Source organism: Affinundibacterium nitidum (assembly GCF_014284155.1).
Taxonomy (GTDB): Bacteria; Pseudomonadota; Gammaproteobacteria; order Burkholderiales; family Burkholderiaceae_D; genus Undibacterium; species Undibacterium nitidum.
In genome coordinates, this window is record NZ_JACOFZ010000006.1 from 1 (window position 1) to 21,495 (window position 21,495).

The window sequence follows — 21,495 nt, forward strand, 5'->3', positions numbered from 1 at the left end:
ACAGGACAGTGAAACGACTTTGCGCCGATGATAGTGCTGCAACCAGTGTGAAAGTAGGTCATCGTCAGGCTCTTATCCCAGAAAGCCCCTGATTCCAGCGAATCAGGGGCTTTTGCTTTGCGCTTACCGAAAACATCATCAACTCAATTGGGCGTACAGCCTCAGTACGCCCTCCGGTCGTTTCAGTCTTTGACGATAACCATCAACTCTATCGACTCACCGTAGTAAAAAGTCAACATTACCGTTGACAATCTGATCTGTGATTTTATAATTAAATAAAAAGCATTATTATTTTATAATTTTAGATCGGGAGCATCTATGCGTACACGATTAACTAAGGCTCAGATTGGCGTTACTTTAATGGAATTGATAATTTGGATACTGATTATCTCCACGCTGTCGATGCTCGCGATCCCGACCTATGGGGATATGGTCATTGTCAATCGAGTTAATAGCGTCACGAGTGAGCTTCATGGAGCACTTCTATATACTCGTTCAGAGGCAATCAAGCGTGGTGGCAATGTTGTTATATGTCGGAGTTCAACTACGCTTAGCGAAAATCCAACTTGTGATCAAGGGGGAGCTGGAAATGGAGCCGGTTGGGGTGATGGATGGTTGATCTTTCACGACCTTGATCGCAACAAGAAATTTTCAAGTGGCGATGTCGTTTTGCGGATGCAGGGCAGATTGTTTAATGACGGAAATGAAGGAGCAATTATCCCAACCCCAGCACATAATCAGTTGACCTTTAATGCTACTGGACAGACATTTGGCAACTACATGCGGTTTAATATCAGGCGACCTCGCACTGACCAAGAAGTATCCCACGATCGTTTTCTTTGCCTAGCATCCGGTGGCAGAGCGCGCGTGTCGAGAGACGCCTGCCGATAACTCTTTTACCGCTAGTATGCCAAAGATCGAGCTTTAAACGCCGTTCATCAGAATTACTTTTGAGAACGAACCCAGTTGGATTATTCTCCTACATGCAAATGGGGAGAATCATGAAAACAAAATTCAAACAATCAGGCTCACAGATGGGGGTTACCCTAGTTGAATTGATGATTGTCATTGCGATAGCCGCAGTTCTCGCGAGTATTGCAATTCCAAGCTATCGACGAATGGTTGTATCGAATCGGGTCTCGAGTATGGTTTCAGATCTACACGGCTCGCTTTTGTTGGCGCGATCAGAAGCGCTCAAACGAGGTACTTCGATTGGTGTTTGTAAAACATCGACACCAAGCGCGGCATCACCTTTGTGTGATTCAGTCTCCGGTGCTGTAGGCTGGGGTACGGGATGGATGATATACGTGGATACCAATGAATCCCGTACTCGCAATAATGGTGAACCAATTATTCAAATCTACGGCCCTTACTTGGCGAGTGACGCAGAGGGTAAGATCGTTTCGAATGCGGCGAATGAAAATATCAGTTTCAACGCAACGGGCCAGACTTTCACAAAAACTCAATTTGTCGTTAGCGCTCCGAGTGCCTTTTCCTCGGAAGATCGAGCTGTTTGTGTTGCGATTGGTGGTCGAGCGAAGGTTGAGAGGGCATCAAGTTGCCCTTAAATAGGAGAATAAAAATGCGGAAAATATCTCATCAAAAGGGTACAACCTTGATTGAAATTATGGTCGCAATTGTTGTAATGGCGATCGGTCTCTTGGGTTTGGCAAGTCTGCAATTGAATGCTCTCAAATATCAAAAGACGGCAAGTCAACGTTCTGAGGCGGTTCAAGCTGCGTATGATTTGGGCGAGCGGATGCGGGCGAATTGGTTGATTTCCTCTGATCCTTCAAAATATTCGCAAGACCGCGCAGACAATGAGGCTCGCTACAAATACGATGCTTATTATTCGACGACAATTGCTTTAGATCGTAGTGCGTTACCTAATAATTGTGCAATATTGATGAGTAATTCGGCCGGATGCGATGCGAAGAAAATTGCAGATAATGACAAAATGGCTTGGTTGCGTATGCTTGAGCTTCGATTGGCTGGAGGTGCTGGACTTATTCTTCCAGTGACGACAGGCACTTCAGTGAGTAGCTTTGACATTACAGTAATGTGGAAAGAACAAGGATTGACGTCAACTGATCCGGCCTGCCCCGGCAACGCGGCAGCTCCTGTTGGTGTTCGGTGCTTTACCTTGAGGTATACGATATGAAAATTCGTTTTGCAAACCGACGTTCTATACAAGGGCGATCGATCGTCGAATTGATGATTGCTGTGACCATAGGCATGGTGATCCTGATCTCAATTTCTTCCTTGTTTTACGCGAACAAAAATACATTTAGAGCAACTGATGATAAGAGTCGCCTGGATGAAGAAGGTCGTCTCGCACTTAATTTTTTGAGTTTTCACGTGCGTATGGCTGGCTATGGTACTTTGCTGAGCTCGATTGAGAAAAGTGAAGATGATTCAACTGTTCCAGTAAAAGTACAAGCTGCCGTATACACCAGCTTCGCTGATAATAAGGGCGCAAGTACAGATGCGATTCGTGGTTGCGCTGGGGGCTTTGTCGATAGTTCGAAGACGCTGGCCGATCTAACTTGCACAGGACCAGGCTCTACACCAGATGCTTTTCTGGTGCGTTATGTTGTTGATCAGTTTTCCGATAATACGACTACTGCGGGTGTGCCAACAGATTGCCTCGGCGCCGCTGTCTTACCAACGGCAATTCCTCCTGATGCTGCGAAGAAAAAGGGCGGTATTCTCCAAGAATATATTGTCGAAAATCGTTTTTATATCAAAACGACAAATGGCGTTCCTGAATTGTATTGTCGTGGGAATGGTGGTTTAGCGAATCCGACCGATGCACTAAATGAAGGGCAGCCAATTGCAGAGAATGTCGAGAATATGCAGTTGAGTTACGGTGTTTCTTTTAATGGGACTCAGACAATAGATCGCTATTTGACAGCAGATAAATTGGCCGCGGCCGATTGGCAACGTGTCATTGCAGTTCGAGTTTGTTTGGTTGTTCGTTCGGCGTCTAACAATGTTGTGACTGCCGCACAGACCTATGTCGGGTGCGATGGAACGACAAAGATAACGCCAAACGATAAACGTTTGCGCAGTGTGTTTAATACGACCGTAACCATTCGTAGTCGTGCCGTTGGAGCAGCATAATGAAGACTAATCGGAATAAAAATCAGCACGGCTTCGTTCTCCCGGTGAGTATGATTTTCTTGATTGTGATGACGATGCTCGCTGTGACAGCTATTCGTAAAGCAACGATGGACGAGAAAATTGGCGGCAATTTACGTGCGCAAGAGAGTGCTTTTCAAGCGGCGGAGAAGGGCTTGCGTTTTTGCGAACGCTCGCTCGATCTGGCAGCAGGCTCAACCACAATGTGTCAATTACGTGCCGGGAGCACAATCAATGTTCTTACATCTCAGGATGCCTATGACGATACCAACGTGATGGCTAACTTTCCATCCAAGTGGAAAGATAAAACTGTCTGGACAAGTGGAGATGTTGTAACTGTTTCGGGTACAGATGAACTCAAAGGGGTTGCATCACAGCCTCAATGCCTTGTTGAGCGCTGGCCTCTGCCTGGCCGCGATCAAAACAGTTGGCCGTATGTGATCACAGCGCGTGGCGTTGGTAGTGTTGATACAGCGGTTGTAGTTCTACAAGAAGTTATACGTTGCGGTAATTACTGATAGAGGTTCATCATGGTACGAACATTTTCTCTGACAAAACGTGCTTGCGCTGCGATATTGATCGTGTCGCAGATTCTGCTTCCTTTACAAGCCTCTGCAACAGTTTCTAAACTGCCACCAATGGTAAAGCCGAAGGTGCCGCCGAATATCATGTTCACACTTGATGATTCTGGGTCAATGGTTTTTGAATACATGCCCGATAAATTAGTCCCAGGCTTTAGCTATGTTGCCGGCTTTCCTCAGCCACCAAATGTATATGAGGCTAATAAAGCCTTCCCATCTGACGTCATGGGGTTTGGCGATGGTAATGGTACCGACAATGCCACTACGTTGAAGATTGCACGGTTCCGTAACTGGGAAGTGAACGAGATTTACTACAATCCGGGTGTGAAGTATGACCCATGGAAAAATGCGGATGGTACTTCTATGCCGCAGGCGAATCCAGTAGCTGCTTATTTTAATCCGGTTGCTCCGACGGGTGGTAATCTAGTAGCAACGATCAATTTGACCTCAAGTACCCAAGGGGTAGTGTGGGGTAAAGTAGATTGGATAAAAAGCTCTACGGCCGCTGTTGTCAATGAACAAAGAGATTTTTATCCAGCAACCTATTTCAAATATATAGGCGGCACTGGTTGTGTTTCTGCGGATGATGCGACCAACGTGAATTGCTTTGAAAAGGTTGAAATCAAGTCGACGGTGACGAGCTATCCGAAGTTTTCTAGTGACCGAACCGAATGTGCGACGACCTGTACTTATGCACAAGAGATTCAAAATTTCGCGAACTGGTTCCAATATTGGCGTTCACGTACTTTGTTGGCACGTGGCGGCGCTGGTACGGCCTTCAGTAAGCAAGAGACAAGCTTGCGTGTTGGTTTTGCAACTTTGAATGCGCCAAGTCGAACGATTAATGGCGTGAGTTCAAGTGTCATTGTGGCAGGTGTGACACCTGATTTCGCTGGCGCTAATCGCCAGAGTTTTTTTGATGAATTGTATAAGTATCCTGCTTATTTGAACGGTACGCCATTGCGTGCAGCGATGGATAAAGTAGGTCAATATTTTAGACGTACCGATGCTGGTGGACCTTGGCAGAATACGATTAATGATACTAGCAGTGGACAGGCAAGTTGTCGTCAAAATTACCATATCATGACGACCGACGGTACTTGGAATGGTAATGGCGCTAGTGTAGCCAATGGCAACGTTGATGGAACCAATGGTGTCCTGCGGACAGCCGCGGACGGTAGTACCTTTAAATACGGCATATCTGGCTCAACATTGAAAGATTCAGCTGGAAATGTAACGGTTACGACCGATAAACAGTACGCCGACACCTACTCAGACACCTTGGCAGACGTTGCAATGTATTATTGGGTAAATGATCTCCGTAGCGATTGGACTGATCAAAGTAAGAAAAATGTGCCAACCAATTCCGCTGATCCTGCCTTTTGGCAACACCTCGTTACTTACACCGTGGGCCTTGGAGTAGTCGGTACACTTGACCCCGCTACTGACCTCCCTGCTTTAAAGGATGGAACTAAGCAATGGAGTCAACCTGCTGCCGATTCCACGAACAATGTGGATGATTTGTGGCATGCGGCAGTTAATGGTCGTGGCCAATATTTTAGTGCGCGCAATCCAAAACAATTCGGTGAGTCTCTAGCTTTGGCTTTGGCCGACATCGCAAGCCGCGTTGGTAGTGCGGCTGCGGTAGCGACGTCTAATAATACTTTGGGTTCCAATACCAAGCTCTATACTTCTTCCTATCGTACAGATAACTGGTCGGGTAAATTGGAGCAGAAATCAGTCAATGCCACGACAGGTGCCGTTTCAGTCACGAATGACTGGGATACGGATAATTGGACTGTTAATGCCTCAACACGGAAGGTGTTCACCACGGCAGCATCTGGCATTGGTGGTATTGAATTTAATTACACTAATTTGGCCGCGAGCGATAAGACAGCATTCAACGATGCGGCGGCAGATTATTTGCCTACGGTTGTGACGGGAACTAACATTGTTGATTACATTCGTGGCGATAAATCCTTAGAAAACAATCCTTTCCGTATTCGCAAATACGTGTTGGGAGATTTGGTTAATTCAGATCCACAATATGTTCGTGAAGGTAAGGATGGCGGTTATGTGTTCCTGCCAGCGGGTTCTGTTGGTAAAGGTTCCTACCAAACTTTCTTAAATTGGAAGAAGAGTTCGAGTAGGGTCGCTACAGTTTATGTAGGCTCAAATGATGGTATGTTGCATGCATTTGATGCTGCGGCGAACGACACTTCAGCTTTGGAACGGTTTGCTTATATTCCGAAGTCGATAATTCCTAAATTGCCTCAGCTCGCGAAAAAGACTTATTCGCATGAGTTTTACGTTGACGGTACAGTGAACGTTGGTGACGCTGCAATTGGCACAGATATTAATGCTCCTTGGCGTATGGTTTTACTTGGTGCAACGGGCGCTGGTGGTAAGGCAGTGTTCGCGTTGGATGTTACAGATCCTGCTACTTTCGATCAGTCGAAAGTTTTGTGGGAGTTAAGTTCGACGATTCCTACAGCAGACAGTGATATGGGTTACACCATGGGTGTACCACAAATGGGACGCTTGAAGGATGGTACTTGGGTCGCTGTATTTGGCAATGGCTACGAAAGTGCTAGTGGTAAGGCAGTGTTGTATGTTGTTAACCTGAGAACTGGTGCGGTGTTGTACAAGAAGGATACTGGTACCACTTCTAACGGATTGTCTACACCGAAGTTGTTGATTAATTCTGACTCGACGATCAAAGCGGCATACGCCGGTGACTTGCAGGGCAATCTGTGGAAGTTTGACTTCTCTACCCCTAGCCCAGGTGATCCAACTAAAGTTGAGATAGCATTTAACGGTTCTCCTTTATTCACTGCCAAAAACAGTGTCAATCCGAGTTTGAAGCAACCGATTACGACACAACCTCAGCTGTACCCACATCCTGAAAACGGTATTATCGTCATCTTTGGTACGGGCAAAATTTATGAAGATACGGATCCGACAAACACTTCTCTTCAGACTCTGTACGGGATTTGGGACAAGGATTCCGCGCCTTCGACTGTCGTTAAGACGAGTTTGGTCCAACAGACCTTGACTAAAGACAACGGAAGCATGTTCTATAAATTCCTCAATCCACAAGTCGTAGATTGGAACACCAAGCGAGGTTGGTATATTGATTTGACTGTAGTTTCAGCTGAGCGTTTGGTCACAGATCCGATTATTTTCGAGGATCAGGTCATCTTTACGACGTTGATACCTGGGACCAGCACAGATCCTTGCATTACGGATGGATTCTCAACGACCCTGCAATTGAGTCCTTTGAATGGTGGGCCACTTAGTTATAAGACGATTGACACTAATGGTGACAATCAAATCACCCCTTCTGACACAATGGTGAGCGGTCGCCAAAGCACGGCAACGATGGGTACCACGATTATTCGTACAGGCAACCGAAATTTGAAGGTGTACCAAGCTGCAAGTAAAGATGGTACGATGATTGGTGGTGCAGAGGGCGTGAATAGTCGAGCTTCAGACCCGATCCCAACGGTTCGTTTATGGCGTCAAATTAACATAAAATAGAAGTTTGAATAATTGGGGGGAGTGCATATGAAGTCTATAAATAAGAATGAAGAGGGTGGTTTCACTCTGATGGAGATGATGATAACGGTAGTCATCATTGCAATCCTCACAGCTATTGCTTACCCAAGTTATCGCGATAATGTTAGGCGCGGGGATCGTTCTGATGCCCGTGCTGCATTGCTCGAAAATGCACAGTATATGGAGCGGTTTTTTACTGAAAATAGTTCGTATGATAAAAACGTTGCTGGTTCTGATCCTGTTCTTCCAAGAACAATTTCACCACCGAATGCTACCGGAATTCAAGTTAAGTACGAAATTTCAATTAAGAGTAAAGCTGCGACTACTTATACTTTACAAGCAGTGCCGAAAAACGGTGCTACAACAGACTATTGTAAGACTCTGACAATCAATAACTTGGGACAAAAGTCTGTAGATGGTACTCCAACCAATGGTATGACTGCGGACACCTGTTGGACGAAGTAAGATTGCACCTAACGTGTATATGTGGCGTTGATTCTTGTGAGTGGAGGGCTTGAAGAAATTCAAGCCCTTTATTTTTTCTTTACTTCTTGAATTGCTTCGACGAATTCAGAGACATCTTCAAAGCTCTTATATACCGACGCGAAACGAATATAGGCGACTTTGTCGAGGCGCTTAAGTTCACGCATCACCAACTCACCTAAGTGCCCAGAGACCACTTCACGTTGTCCGCTATTGAGGAGTTTTTCTTCGATTCTTTGAATGGCAGTGTCAACCGCCTCTGCTGATACCGGACGTTTGCGCAACGCCAACATGAGACTTGCACGTAATTTTGCCGATTCATATTCTGAGCGGCTACCGTTCTTTTTGACGATAACTGGCATCGTGAGTTCGATGCGCTCATAAGTCGTAAAGCGTTTATCGCAACTGGCACAACGACGGCGGCGGCGTATCGTGTCGCCTTCCTCTGAAATTCGGGTGTCGATCACTTGAGTGTCGTCGTGGTGGCAGTATGGGCATTTCATGATTGGACTTTCTGTCTCCTAGGACTTACGCATAATAGAGCTTGGCATTGTTGTGCTCGCGCCGTTTTGCATTTGCACAGCCTTCCGCAGCTTATTGAGCCGTCGCAATTTCGCATAAGCCTATCTTTGTTTAAACTTGTGAAGCTGACATCATTGTAAAACATACGATCTCTGTCGTTTCACAGTTTAGCGACTTTTGTTGTGAACAGGACAAAAAACGACAGGATCTTTCGTTTATCGCAAGTTGAAATCCATTTTTGGATAAAAATAAAGCCACTCCGAAGAGTGGCTTTATTTGTGTTTGGCGCTGCTAAGAAACTTAGTTACCGTAGACAGGGAAAGCAGCAGTTAATTTTTTTACTTCTGCCTTTACGCGCTCGATAGTTGCTGCGTCATTTGGATTGTCCAATACGTCTGCAACCAAGTGACCAATCTTGACAGCTTCAGCTTCTTTGAAGCCACGTGTCGTCAATGCAGGGCTACCCAAACGGATACCTGAAGTGACGAATGGTTTTTCTGGGTCGTTAGGAATAGAGTTCTTGTTGCAAGTGATATGCGCAGAACCCAGTACCGCTTCCGCTGCTTTACCCGTAATATTTTTGGAACGCAGATCAACCAACATCACGTGCGATTCTGTGCGGCCAGAGATAATACGCAAGCCACGTTCGATTAAAGTTTTAGCTAACGCGTCAGCATTCTTGACCACTTGTTCTTGGTAAGCTTTAAATTCTGGGTTGAGCGCTTCTTTGAACGCAACTGCTTTACCAGCGATAACGTGCATCAATGGACCACCTTGCAAGCCTGGGAAAATCGCAGAGTTGATGATTTTCTCGTGTTCGGCTTTCATCAAAATGATACCGCCACGTGGGCCACGCAACGATTTGTGTGTCGTCGAAGTAACGAAGTCAGCGAATGGGACTGGGTTAGGATAAACACCTGCAGCGATCAAGCCAGCATAGTGAGCCATATCGACCATGAAATAAGCGCCCACTTCTTTCGCGATTTTGGAGAAACGTTCGAAATCGATACGCAAGGAATAAGCCGATGCGCCCGCAATGATCAATTTTGGTTTGCTTTCGCGTGCCAAACGTTCCATTGCTTCGTAATCGATTTCTTCTTTTTCGTTCAAACCATACGAAACCACGTTGAACCATTTACCAGACATGTTCAAAGGCATGCCGTGAGTCAAGTGACCGCCTTCTGCCAAGGACATGCCCATAATGGTGTCGCCTGGTTTCAAGACTGCGAAAAATACGCCTTGGTTTGCTTGTGAGCCAGAATTCGGTTGAACGTTTGCTGCTTCAGCGCCGAAAATTTGTTTCAAGCGGTCGATCGCTAATTGTTCAACGACGTCAACGTGTTCGCAACCACCGTAGTAGCGTTTTCCTGGGTAGCCTTCAGCATACTTGTTCGTCAATTGGGAGCCTTGTGCTTCCATGACGGCAGGTGAAGTGTAGTTTTCAGAAGCGATCAACTCGATGTGTTCTTGTTGACGGACATTTTCGGCTTGAATCGCGGCGAGCAATTCTGGATCGATATTAGCGAGAGTATGATTCTTGGAGAACATGGGTTTCCTGTAGAAAAAGCGTGAAAATTGAAAAATTTAGATTGGGACTGATCCGTAAAAATGCGAACGCTTGCTGATACAAGTCTCAATCACTTTTACCATCGAGATACCCAGGCGTACGGCCAGAATCAAGAATCGACTCTGCAAATCTCACGCTTCACGATGGAACTCCATCTTCTGCAGGTGCTTTTGGATAAAAAGACGCTGCATTTTCGCCAGTTGCGTGAGACAAAAATGGTGCCCGAATTTTACGTGAAGCGCAGGTTTAGAGCAAGTTGAGAGAGCGAAACAAGGCCGCATTGAATCGCGCTTGTTTAAAGGCGTGCAAATCGACCGGAAGGAAACGATGTCGAACGATGAAATTCTATAAGTATTTGTTTTTGAAAGATAAATTGAATCCGATTTGGCGTGGAATTGAGGTCAATAAATGTGCAGATTTGCTTGCCCAAGAAGCCAGTTAAAAGTGAAATGACAATAAATATGATGTTTTTGATATGCATTGACACGATGCTGTCACGAAAATAGTTTCCGGTGCTACTTTCCTCGTTCGGTTCGAAGCTACGCGACTTACAGATTCGCTTTGGAGTGATTCTTCAATGCGGCGACTTTAATTACAAAAAGATTTAGAATGACGGCTTTTCTGGCATTTCGAAAGCGATGAATTTATGTTGGTCTTAGTTACTGGTGCAAGTTCTGGATTTGGTGAAGCGATGGCACGCAAGTTTGTTCAGGCGGGTCATAAAGTGATCGCCGCAGCGCGCCGATTGGATCGCTTACAGGCATTAAAAGCAGAGTTGGGTGATGCGGTGCTGACCTTGGAGTTAGACGTCACCGATAAAGCATCGATCAGCCAAGCGCTCGCCAGTTTGAAAGCTGAGTGGAGTGATATTGATGTTTTAATTAACAATGCCGGTTTGGCATTGGGCGTGGCGCCAGCGCAAGACGCTAGCCTCGAAGATTGGGAAGTGATGATCGACACCAATAATAAAGGATTGGTTCGCATGACCCGTGCTTTATTGCCGCACTTTGTCGATCGTAAGAACGGCGTCATCATCAATATTGGTTCGATTGCTGGTTCCACAGCCTACCCAGGGGGTAATGTGTATGGCGCGACGAAGGCCTTTGTCGATCAATTTACGCTGAATTTGCGCGCGGATTTGATTGGTACTGGTGTTCGCGCCTGCAATATTGCACCAGGTTTATGTGGTGGCACAGAGTTTTCGAACGTACGCTTTAAAGGCGATGATGCTAAGGCTGCTGCAGTCTACCAAGGTACACAACCACTAACCGCAGTCGACATCGCTGAGACAGCCTTTTGGATCGCCACGTTGCCGGCCCACATCAATATTAATTACATCGAAATGATGCCGATGTGTCAGGGCTTCGGGCCATTGGCGATTCAACGTAGTTAAAGCCAATTACAACAGCAGCTTTTCGTTTTTTTTGCATTTAAGGTTCTCATGTCTACTGCATTTAGTTGGCCCGTTCGTGTGTATTATGAAGACACTGATTCTGGCGGTGTCGTGTTCTATGCCAATTATCTTAAATTCTTCGAGCGCGCCCGCACCGAGTGGCTGCGCTCACTAGGTCTAGAATCATCTGCTTTACTTGCGCAATATGGGGCTTTGTTTGTCGTCAAAGCCAGCAATGTCGAGTATCATGCATCGGCTCGTCTTGACGATGAACTTCATGTTAGCTCTGCTGTCGAAAAAACGGGACGTGCTTCGGTGGTGTTCTACCAAGAAGTGCGTTGTGGAGAACGATTAATGACTTCAGCCCATATTACAGTGTGTTGGGTGGATCAGAAGTCGTGGCGACCAGTGGCCGTGCCTCTTCCAGTGCTTGAACTGATACGTCCGGCTGCCGTGGTTTAGGCAAGCTTGCTGGTGTAAACCAGTAGAGCAAAGAACAGAATTATTTTATTTACGCGTTTATATCGAAATCATTATGACAGTTACTCAAGATCTCTCACTCTTTACGTTAGTCACAGAAGCTTCTCCATTAGTAAAAATCGTAATGGCGATTCTTCTTGGTGTCTCGATTATGAGCTGGAATTACATCTTCAGTAAAATGTTCGCCATCAAGAAAGCACGCGCACAAACAGAACAATTCGAACGCAGCTTTTGGGCGGGTGGTAACTTGGTAGAACTCTATCAGCAAGCCGTGGCGAATCATCGCGGTGCACGTGATAAGACTGGTGCTTTAGAGCGAATCTTTGAAGCTGGTATGAACGAGTATCACAAAGTCAAAGCGGCAAACAAAGCAGGATTGGATGCGGGTGCAATGCTGGATGGTGCTCGCCGCGCGATGCGCGCGTCCTATCAACGCGAAATGGATCACTTGGAGTCGCATTTGTCGTTTCTGGCATCGGTCGGTTCTGTATCGCCTTACATCGGCTTGTTTGGTACGGTATGGGGCATTATGAACGCTTTCCGTGGTTTGGCTAATGTGCAGCAAGCGACCTTGGCGGCTGTTGCGCCCGGTATTGCCGAAGCATTGGTGGCGACGGCAATTGGCTTGTTTGCGGCGATTCCAGCGGTATTGGCGTATAACCGCTATTCACATGACATCGATCGTCTTGCGATTCGTTTCGAGACCTTCATTGAAGAATTCTCCAATATTTTGCAAAGACAATCGCGTTAAGCGTAAGGTGAGTCTTAATGAGTTCACTTCGTGGCGAACGTAAACGCAAATTTAAAGCGGAAATCAATGTCGTTCCTTACATCGACGTAATGTTGGTGTTATTGGTGATCTTTATGGTCGCGGCACCGATGACGAATCCTAGCGTCATCAATTTGCCGACAGCAGGGCAATCGACAAAACCACCAGCAGATTATATTGAGATCGCATTGGCTCCAAATGCATCGGCGACGATTAGCATCAATAGCAAAGGCTCATCCAACGGTAATAGTCGACAAGAAGCGAAGGAAACTGCTGCTGATCGTAAGCAATTAATGCAAAAGCTTAAAGAATTTCATCAAGCTAAACCGGAACTCTCTGTGATGGTCTCGGCAGATAAAGAAATTAAGTATGACGAAGTGATACAAGTGATTTCAGAAGCGAAGAAATTAGGGATTTCCCGCGTGGGACTCGCGACAAAATAATGTTTAAAAGCCTGAAGTTGATGTGCTCGGATTTATCGCAGACTGTATTGTCGAATACTGCGAGGTGGCAGCTGTTTTCTCTTCTCATCGGGGCCAGTATCTGCTGCATGGGTATTGCGCAAGAAACCTTCGCTCAAGAGGTATCAAAAAATTCGGAAGGTACTTCTGCCACGCAAGAACGAGCGGAGGACACCAGTACATTCATTTCACCAGGTCAAAGCAAATTGAGGCTGGTGAAGCTGAAAGGGAGTTTGGCAGACCTTCTTGAAGATCATATCCCTGTTTTATCCACTTCCGCCGAAAGCCAGTTTGTGAATCCTAGTCTCCTGCGCAAGTTGCAAGGTGATATCCAATCTATCTTATCGACCGAAGGCTACTTTTCTCCACAAATCAGCTTTCAAAAAAATAGCAGTGGCGATTCCATTGATGTCATCGTTCATGCTGGTCAACAGACGCTAATTAAAGACGTCCAAATGCGTTTTACAGGTGCTCTCGCAGAGGCTGTAACAGCAGGGCAAGCAACAGCGATACAAAAGCAAAAAGAACTGGAAGACGCTTGGCTTCTTCCAAAAGGAGAGGCGTTCCGTCAATCGCAATGGAGCGAGGCGAAAACGCAGTTGATCGAAGCCTTGCGAGCCAATTTGTACGCTGGTGCCAGCTTAACGGCGAGTAGCGCGAACGTTGATCCGGAAACCTCAAGTGCGGTGATTGAACTGGAAATCGATAGTGGCGCTGCTTTTTTCTTTGGTGACTTGCAAGTGTCGGGCCTTGATCGTTATCCCCCATGGCTGTTAGATCGGTTCAATCCCCCAAAGAAGGGTGATCCATATTCCAGTGTAAGGTTGTTGGAGTTTCAGCGAGGCTTGCAGAATTCAGCCTATTTTTCCACGGTCATCTTTAACGTCGAACCTGATGCTACAAAAGCGGCGGCATTGCCGATTGAGGTTTTATTGAGTGAACGTCAAACACGTGATGTCGGTTTGAGTGCTGGTTACAGTACGAATACTGGTTTTCGCACCGAACTCACTTATCGCGATCGTAATGTGCTAGACCGACTGTGGGATCTGCGCTCTGCTGTGCGCCTTGAGCAGAAGCAACAGCTCAGTTATGCGGACATCTATTTGCCACCGACTGACCAACATCGATTGGACTCTTTTGGTGTTTTATTTGATCGCAGTAATATCGAGGGACTGCTACAAACGCGTGCAGCGTTCGCAGTCAAACGAACTACAACCAATGGCAGCATAGAGCAAACCTTGGGTGCCAAATATTCAGAGGAAAAAGCAGTACAGACAGTCGCACCTGGCTTGCGTGATGAAAACAAGAGTCAAGCTTTGGTCGCGAGCATCGGTTGGACGTGGCGGGCAGTCGATGATTTGCTGGCGCCCCGCAAAGGACATCGTGCACAGTTTGAAACCATGGTCTCAAATCAAGCGATTATTTCCGATCAGTCGTTCGTGCGAGTCTACGGAAAGTACCAATATTGGCATCCCATCGGCAAGCAAGATAGCGTACTGTTGCGCTTAGAGATGGGTAAAGTATTTAGTGGCAGTGGTGATAGTATTCCTAACGGTTATTTGTTCCGTACCGGTGGTAGCACCAGTGTTCGTGGCTATGCGTATCAAAGCTTAGGCGTGAAATCCGGTGAGGCTGTATTGGGTGGGCGAATCATGGGTGTTGCCAGTGCAGAGTATGTGCATTGGATGGGGCCAACCTTCGGCGTGGCGGGTTTTGTTGATAGCGGCGATGCCGCAGCAGATTGGAAGAGTTTTCAAGCCAAGCAAGGGATAGGATTGGGCGCCCGAGTTAAAACTTTGGCAGGGCCGATTGCGTTGGATCTTGCTTATGGCAACAAGACCAAGAAGTTCCGACTTGATTTTTCTATCGCCATCGCTTTTTGATGTCTTATTCGCCTAACCGCTTAATTCGCCTGCAACGATAATGACTTCATCCACTCCATCCAAAGACTCTGACAGCGGTGAGAAGATAACACCGTTAAAGACGCGGCCGTCCTTGGTGAAACGTTTGAGTAAGCGCTGTGCGTGGCTTATTTTATTTGCATTCGTTCTAGTTGTTCTGTTTGTTGCTTGGCTATTTCAAACCACCAGCGGTACTCGTTTTGCGTTAGGTATGGTGCAAGAATTGAGTTTGCATCGTTTGCAGTTTAAAGAGATCGACGGTCGATTGGCCGACAAACTCAAGCTTGCTGAATTTCAATACCAAGACAGTACCGAAACGATTGTTTTGTCCGGGCTTGAACTTGAATGGAAGCCTTGGCATCTGTGGCGCGGCCAACTTGAACTGACCTCGGTGAACGCTTCCAAACTGCGTATATCGAGTAAGCCAAGTCATACTCCTGTGGCCGCTCCTAAGAGCTTACAGTTACCTTTGCCTATCCATATTCAGCAGGCCGCCTTGGGGCAATTGTTGGTGAACGAGGTCGCGGCTGATGGCAAAGAAATTTTATTATTTAAGCTACACGCCCTTACGGCGTCAGGAACTACATCTGCGCAAGACATGCGCTTACAGCTCAAAGCAAAAAGTCAGTGGGGTAATTTTGATGCCGATGCGAAAATGCAAAATCAATCACCCTTCAACATTCAAGGTAGGCTTAATTATTCAGGTCAAGCGAATCCAGACATACCTGTAGTCAGTGCTGTGTTAGATGTCAGTGGATCTTTGCTAGACCTAGACCTAAAAGCCGACATCGAACAGGTTCTGAGTGGCTCTAGTCAAGGGCAAAAGCTTGAAGGCGCACGAGGAAATGTGCATCTGCAGTTATTGCCATTCGCCAGCAGACCACTCAAGTTGGCGAAGATAGATCTCAATAATTTTGATCCATCACATTTAAATGCTAGCGCCCCAACTGCTTTGTTGGACGTCCAGCTGGATGTGCATGATGACGATGAACAAAGCGCACTGAACACGAAAACTTCGGCAGTGCTTGCAACGAATAAAAATCAAAAAGTAGTCAAACCAAAGTCGAATGATGCGAAAAACAAGGTGGAGAGTAAGCCGCAGCAGAGTGCTAACGCAGAAAATTATTTCGCAGTAAAAGGGAAACTCGTTGTTAGAAACACTCGCGCGAAGAGTTTTGATCAACATGGCGTCCCATTTAAGGCAGCCCAGGCAACACTCAATTGGCGTCAAGATCGCATTCAGCTGAGTGACTTACAGTTGCAGATGTTGAGTGGCAGTTTTGTTGGCGATGCACAGTTGGAATTGAAAGAGCATGCACTACCAGTGTTGGATGCACATCTTAAAGCGAGTGAAATTGATCTCTTGCATTTTGATAGCCGTTTGCGCCACACCCAAATTAAAGGTGAGCTACAAATTCAGACCAAGCGTGAAAGATTTATTGATTTTCAAGTGCAAGCAAGCGATGCACGTAATCGTCTCGATGGCAAAGCCAGTTTCGAATTTAACGCGGCGGGAAATAATGGTAGTTTACATGTAGAGAAAATAGAACTGCAAGCGGATCAATCTCTGTTTGCTGGTTCTGGTGATATTAATTTTGAAGGACAAAAACCATTTCAATTGCAGGGAAAGTTGACACAGTTTAATCCTGCTATGTGGAGTACGCTGCCGTCTGGCAAGCTCGATAGTGAAATAAAAATTAATGGCACACTCTCACCTAAAACCAATTTGCAATTGCAGTTGTCGCAGCTTGACGGTGAATTTGCCACACACAAGTTGGCTGGGCAAACCAAGCTCAATTGGATCGAAGATCAATTATTGAACGTCGAAAATCTTGACCTGCAATGGGGTAAGAATTCACTGCTTGCAAGTGGCCTTGTTGGAAAAAACGATAATGAATTAAATTGGGTTTTGAAGGCGCAGGATTTGAGTCCATTTTCTTCATTGCTTGGTTTGCCGATTTCTGGAAAAGCCAATGTTGATGGAAAAGTCGGTGGCGTGTTTGGTGCATTGACGACACGACTTGATGCCCAGCTAGAAAACTTTGCCATGAAGCAGTGGCGCCTTGCTGATGCGAGTTTAAAGCTCGTTTCAGGCGCCGGGAAGCAAGGTGCGTTAAGCGTCGACCTGCAGGCGAAACAAATGCAGACTGCGGTGATCAATCTGAATGCGAGTGGAACTGATGGTTTGCCTTTGGAAAAGAAACGTACTTGGGCGGAAGTCCTACGTTTTCAATTGAGTGGCAATCGAGATGCACATCATTTCGACTTGCAGACTCAATTCGACAAAACGCATCGCACTGAATTGCGCGGCGACGGTGGGCTTGATCTATCTGAATTGGCAACAGCAAATTGGAAGGGCATGTTTAAGCACTTTAAGTTGGTAGGGTTCTCTGGATCACAAACTCGAAGTGAAGTCGTCGACTTGCAAATGCTGGCGCCCATGAACGTAGAATTTAGTCGATCCAAAGTGAGTTTCGGTAGCGGCAAATTTGGTGGCGCGGTCGGCAAGCTCAATGTCGACCAATTGGAATGGACGCCAGTTTCGATGCAGGCGAAAGGTAGTGCTGATGAAGTCCGCCTGATGGAATTGCTCAATATGTGGAAAATACAAACAGCGCTAGCGGGAGATTTGCGCTTGGGTTTGAAGTGGGATCTGCAGTTGAAGGGAAGCGCCCAAGGTAGGATTGAATTGCAGCGGCAATCCGGTGACTTATTGCTTACCGACGCCGATGGTGCAGGACAAGTCATGCCGCTTGGTTTGACTGAGGTGCAGGCAAGCGTACAAGCGGGTGGCCTTTTGCCTGGTACCGATGCAGAGAGAGTGCGTATCGATTTTAGTGCGCAGGGGAAACGCTTGGGGCAATGGCGAGCGAATCTTAATACTGAATTGCGCCAAAAAGACGAGAAGTGGACGCTTGATTCCGAAGCGCCCGTAAGTGGTGAATTGCATGCGACCATGCCTGAACTGCAGTGGTTAGCTTCGCAGTTGAGTTCGGAGTTTGGCTTAAAGGGATCGATGAATCTTGACGCCAAAATTGCTGGGAAAATGGGTAAGCCTACTTATCAAGCGAAGGTGGAAGGGAAAGGGTTGGAGTTAGCAGTCGCTTCTGAGGGATTATTGTTTCCTAATGGCGAACTTCGCGCTGAACTGACCGAAAAAACAGTGAAGTTGCAGCAGCTGCATTTCAGTAACAAAATCAATTTCATTCCTAAGATAGAACAGACGCGTGATCTCAATTGGATGGGGCAAGAAGGGGAGTTTTTTGCATCGGGCGAGATCAATTGGGTAGAAAACAGTGGCGCGATCGGCATGCAGTGGAAGAAATTTCCGCTCTTGCAGAGAAAGGATCGTTGGCTAGTGATGAGTGGTGATGCCAAGATTACCCAAGCTGATCGGGTTTGGTCTTTGATCGGCAAACTTGGTGCCGACGCCGCGTATTTTAAGTTGCCGAAGATGCCGCCACCTAGTTTATCGAGTGATGTCATCGTGAATCAACCCATCAAATTAGATCCAGAGCAGAGTGATCTTGAAGCCGATAAAAAAGGCTTTAAGACCAAGCTAGATCTACAAATCGATATGGGGCCGCGTTTCGTGTTCGTGGGGCGCGGCTTGAATACTGCATTGACCGGTACTATGCGCATGCGCATGAACGACAATGGTAGTTTGCAAGCGAGCGGCTCTATTGCGACCAATGGTGGACAGTATGAAGGCTATGGTCAACAACTTGAAATTGAACGCGGCATTTTGAAGTTTCAAGGATCGCCAAGTAATCCATCCTTGAATGTAAGAGCTCTACGAAAAGGTTTGTTGGTCGAGGCGGGTGTTGAAGTCACGGGCAATGTGGCGAACCCGCAAGTGCGTCTAGTCTCCGAACCCAATGTCCCAGACAACGATAAAATTTCGTGGCTTATTTTAGGACGCGAGGCAGATCAGTTAGGGGTCAATGACGCTTCTTTACTGCTGACTGCCGCAGGTGCGATTTTTGGCTCTGATGGTTCCGGTAATATTCCGAAAGATTTGGCGCGTGGCCTCGGTTTCGATGAGTTTTCCATTGGCCCCGCTGAAAATGGTGGTTCGTCTAAGTTGCCAAGTCAAACGATTGCGGGCGAAACGACCGTCGGTTCGGTCACTAATGACAATGTTTTGACCATTGGTTGGCGTATGAAACCAGGATTGGTACTGTCAATCGAACGAGGGATGTCGGATGCAAGTAGCGCCCTAAAGGCCAGTTGGCAATTAGGACGACGTGTGCGATTGGTTGCACGGGCAGGAACGGACGTGAGTCTCGACGTGAAATATAGTTTTTCATTCAATTAAGGGCTACGGTCAGCCAAATGATGGCGGATGACGTTATCTAGGCTTGCCCCTGCTAATTGAATGCCGAGTGCGTTTATAATGGCGCAGATCCAAATTGAGATGGGTATTTTGGTTTTATGAGTGAATTTACATACAACGCGGCAACAGGTTCTTCGCCAGCTTATCGGGCTTCTGGGGATACTTCCTGGAAATCTTTAGGCTTAGCGGGCTTTGTGCACCTCGCGTTGATTGCATTCCTTTGGATAGGCGTGCAATGGCAGAGCAAGTCGACAGACTACGAAGAGGTTGAAGTGTGGGACCTCACTTCTCGTCAAGCCGCGCCTTTGCCTGTGGTGGAAGAGCCGATTGAGGAAGTCAAGGAAGTCGAGCCACCCAAAGTCATCGAAAAAGAAGTTGAAAAAGAAGATCCAGAGATCGCATTGGAACTTGAGCGCAAACGTTTGGCAGCAGAGAAAAAACGTATTGCCGATGAGGAATTAGAGCGTAAGAAAGAGAAAGAAAAACTCGCTGCCGAAAAACTGAAAAAAGAAAAACAAGAAAAAGAAGACGAAAAGAAAAAGCTAGCTAAGGAAAAAGCAGCCAGAGACAAAATGTTCGAAGAGGACATGAAGCGCTTAAATAGTCAGGCAAGTAAGACGGGTAGTGGTGGTGTAGGGGATGCTGTAAAGTCGACCGGCAACAACCGTGGCGATCCGAGTTATCTGGCGAAGATCGGTGCTAAAGTGAAGTCGAATACGGCATTCTCGGTTACCGACACGTCATCGAATAATCCAACAGTGGAGTTCATCATTAATTTGTTCCCAGATGGCTCTTTGCGTGGTCCAGTGAAAAAAACAAAATCATCGGGTAATTTGGCCTTTGATGATGCAGTGGAAAAAGCGATCGAAAAATCGGTTCCATTCCCTCGCGACAAAACAGGTGATGTCCCAGCAAGTCTCGTCTATGTTCATAAAATGAAAGAATAAGTATTGATGAAAACGACCTCATTATTTCGCCGCTTTTTATTGCTTAGCGGTTTGATGGCTGGTTTGAGTATTGCTCCAGCCCAAGCACAGTTACGTGTTGAAGTCTCAGGCGTGGGCTCAACCCAAGTCCCAGTCGCGGTAGCTGCTTTTGCGAACGAAGAACTTTCACCGCAATTGGTTAGCACCATTATTCGTGACGATCTCAATCGCAGTGGTTACTTCCGTATTATCGAAGCGGGTGTAGCAATCTCGGAAGCCGCCCCAGTTAGCTTTGACCAATGGAAAAATAAAGGTGCAGAGGCCTTGGTGGTGGGTAGCGTGTCCAAGAATGTTGAAGGCCGTTTTGACGTGCGCTATAAGCTCTATGACGTCGTCAAGGGCACGATGATTTCTGGTTTTCAGATGGATGCACAAAGCCACAAGCTGCGTTTGACTGGCCATAAGATTGCTGATGATGTCTATGAGAAGCTGCTGGGTATTCCTGGTATTTTCTCGACACGCATTGCTTATGTGACTAAGGCCGGTAATGAGTACCACCTCGAAGTTGCCGATGCCGATGGCGAAAACGTACAAATTGCCTTAACTTCCAAAGAGCCAATTTTTTCGCCAACATGGTCACCCGATGGTTCCAAAATTGCTTATGTTTCTTTGGAACTGAAAAAGCCTATTATCTATATCCAACACTTGATGACTGGTCAGCGCACGACCGTCGCCAACTTTAAAGGTAATAACTCCGCACCCTCATGGTCGCCAGATGGAACTAAGCTATTAATCTCTTTGTCTAAAGATGCGATTTCCCAGATTTATTCGATCAATGCTGATGGTACCGGCTTGCAGCGCATTACTAGCAGTGGTGGCATCGATACAGAAGCGCGGTACTCGCCTGATGGCAAGACTATTTACTTCGTTAGTGATCGTAGCGGCGGTTTTCAAATCTATCGCATGAACGCGAGCGGTGGGGAGGTAAAACGTTTGACATTCAAGGGTGGCGTTAATATTTCACCAAGAATTTCGCCTGACGGCAATACTTTGGTCTATATTTCGCGTCGCGAAGGTGGTGATCAAGTGTATTCGCTCGATCTAGTCAATGGTCAAGAGTTACGTTTGTCAGATACAGCGCGCGATGAATTCCCTAGTTTTTCGCCCAATGGTCGTTATATTTTGTATGCGACACAGCTTGGTCGTAAGGGTAGTTTGGGTATCGTTTCTACGGATGGTAAGGTTAAACAGAAATTATCTTTACAGGCAGCTGATATAAGGGAACCCACTTGGGGCCCTTTTATGAAATAATAGCGCCTGTTTTTTAAAATGCGATATATTTGCACCGAATTCGTTTCAAGTTTGTAATTTATTAAC

Annotated in this window: 17 protein-coding genes and 1 riboswitch; of the genes, 15 read left to right on the forward strand and 2 right to left on the reverse strand. The window is 46.4% G+C overall.

The window, feature by feature from the left end:
- Window positions 1–318 precede the first annotated feature (318 nt).
- From H8K36_RS14215 to H8K36_RS14245, 7 genes are all read left to right on the forward strand, one after another.
- Complete coding sequence (locus H8K36_RS14215) at window positions 319–891, forward strand: GspH/FimT family pseudopilin (RefSeq protein WP_186917167.1); 573 nt, start codon at window positions 319–321, stop codon at window positions 889–891.
- Window positions 892–1,001: 110 nt separating this feature from the next.
- On the forward strand, window positions 1,002–1,568 hold the full coding sequence (locus H8K36_RS14220; RefSeq protein ID WP_186917168.1) for a GspH/FimT family pseudopilin: 567 nt from the start codon (window positions 1,002–1,004) through the stop codon (window positions 1,566–1,568).
- 14 nt (window positions 1,569–1,582) lie between these two features.
- On the forward strand, window positions 1,583–2,161 hold the full coding sequence (gene pilV / locus H8K36_RS14225) for a type IV pilus modification protein PilV (RefSeq protein ID WP_186917169.1): 579 nt from the start codon (window positions 1,583–1,585) through the stop codon (window positions 2,159–2,161).
- Window positions 2,158–3,123: a PilW family protein gene (locus H8K36_RS14230; RefSeq protein ID WP_186917170.1), complete on the forward strand. Its 966-nt coding sequence runs from the start codon at window positions 2,158–2,160 to the stop codon at window positions 3,121–3,123. Before pilV ends, H8K36_RS14230 begins: the two co-directional genes overlap by 4 nt.
- Complete coding sequence (locus tag H8K36_RS14235) at window positions 3,123–3,659, forward strand: pilus assembly PilX family protein (RefSeq protein ID WP_186917171.1); 537 nt, start codon at window positions 3,123–3,125, stop codon at window positions 3,657–3,659. The genes H8K36_RS14230 and H8K36_RS14235 overlap by 1 nt, the downstream gene beginning before the upstream one ends.
- A gap of 12 nt (window positions 3,660–3,671) precedes the next feature.
- Window positions 3,672–7,262, forward strand: a complete 3,591-nt coding sequence (locus H8K36_RS14240; protein ID WP_186917172.1) for a pilus assembly protein — start codon at window positions 3,672–3,674, stop codon at window positions 7,260–7,262.
- Window positions 7,263–7,289: 27 nt separating this feature from the next.
- Window positions 7,290–7,745: a type IV pilin protein gene (locus H8K36_RS14245; RefSeq protein ID WP_186917173.1), complete on the forward strand. Its 456-nt coding sequence runs from the start codon at window positions 7,290–7,292 to the stop codon at window positions 7,743–7,745.
- Between the two features lie 68 nt (window positions 7,746–7,813).
- On the opposite strand, the gene nrdR is transcribed toward H8K36_RS14245, so the two are convergent.
- Both nrdR and glyA read right to left on the reverse strand, forming a co-directional pair.
- The gene (nrdR, locus tag H8K36_RS14250) at window positions 7,814–8,266 is read right to left on the reverse strand and encodes a transcriptional regulator NrdR (RefSeq protein WP_186917174.1); all 453 of its coding nucleotides are present in this window, start codon (window positions 8,264–8,266) and stop codon (window positions 7,814–7,816) included.
- 319 nt (window positions 8,267–8,585) lie between these two features.
- Window positions 8,586–9,833 carry a serine hydroxymethyltransferase gene (glyA, locus tag H8K36_RS14255; protein WP_186917175.1) on the reverse strand — a complete coding sequence of 416 codons (1,248 nt, stop codon included), beginning with the start codon at window positions 9,831–9,833 and terminating at the stop codon, window positions 8,586–8,588.
- Between the two features lie 101 nt (window positions 9,834–9,934).
- A riboswitch (ZMP/ZTP riboswitch) is annotated at window positions 9,935–10,066 on the reverse strand.
- Window positions 10,067–10,498: 432 nt separating this feature from the next.
- On the opposite strand from glyA, the gene H8K36_RS14260 reads away from it, so the two are divergent.
- The 8 genes from H8K36_RS14260 to tolB all read left to right on the forward strand — a co-directional run bounded on the left by H8K36_RS14260 (window position 10,499) and on the right by tolB (window position 21,429).
- A complete protein-coding gene (locus H8K36_RS14260) occupies window positions 10,499–11,245 on the forward strand; it encodes an SDR family NAD(P)-dependent oxidoreductase (protein WP_186917176.1) in 747 nt (248 codons plus the stop codon).
- Between the two features lie 48 nt (window positions 11,246–11,293).
- Window positions 11,294–11,707, forward strand: a complete 414-nt coding sequence (gene ybgC / locus H8K36_RS14265) for a tol-pal system-associated acyl-CoA thioesterase (protein ID WP_186917177.1) — start codon at window positions 11,294–11,296, stop codon at window positions 11,705–11,707.
- A 73-nt stretch (window positions 11,708–11,780) separates the two neighbouring features.
- Entirely contained in the window at window positions 11,781–12,476 is a 696-nt protein-coding gene (tolQ, locus tag H8K36_RS14270) for a protein TolQ (protein ID WP_186917178.1), read from the forward strand.
- Between the two features lie 17 nt (window positions 12,477–12,493).
- On the forward strand, window positions 12,494–12,937 hold the full coding sequence (locus H8K36_RS14275) for an ExbD/TolR family protein (protein ID WP_186917179.1): 444 nt from the start codon (window positions 12,494–12,496) through the stop codon (window positions 12,935–12,937).
- Between the two features lie 107 nt (window positions 12,938–13,044).
- On the forward strand, window positions 13,045–14,838 hold the full coding sequence (locus tag H8K36_RS14280; RefSeq protein ID WP_186917180.1) for an autotransporter assembly complex protein TamA: 1,794 nt from the start codon (window positions 13,045–13,047) through the stop codon (window positions 14,836–14,838).
- 40 nt (window positions 14,839–14,878) lie between these two features.
- Window positions 14,879–19,174, forward strand: coding sequence for a translocation/assembly module TamB domain-containing protein (locus tag H8K36_RS14285; RefSeq protein ID WP_186917181.1), 4,296 nt, complete (start codon window positions 14,879–14,881; stop codon window positions 19,172–19,174).
- A gap of 116 nt (window positions 19,175–19,290) precedes the next feature.
- A complete protein-coding gene (locus H8K36_RS14290; RefSeq protein WP_186917182.1) occupies window positions 19,291–20,139 on the forward strand; it encodes an energy transducer TonB in 849 nt (282 codons plus the stop codon).
- A gap of 6 nt (window positions 20,140–20,145) precedes the next feature.
- Window positions 20,146–21,429: a Tol-Pal system beta propeller repeat protein TolB gene (gene tolB / locus H8K36_RS14295; RefSeq protein ID WP_186917183.1), complete on the forward strand. Its 1,284-nt coding sequence runs from the start codon at window positions 20,146–20,148 to the stop codon at window positions 21,427–21,429.
- Window positions 21,430–21,495 lie beyond the last annotated feature (66 nt).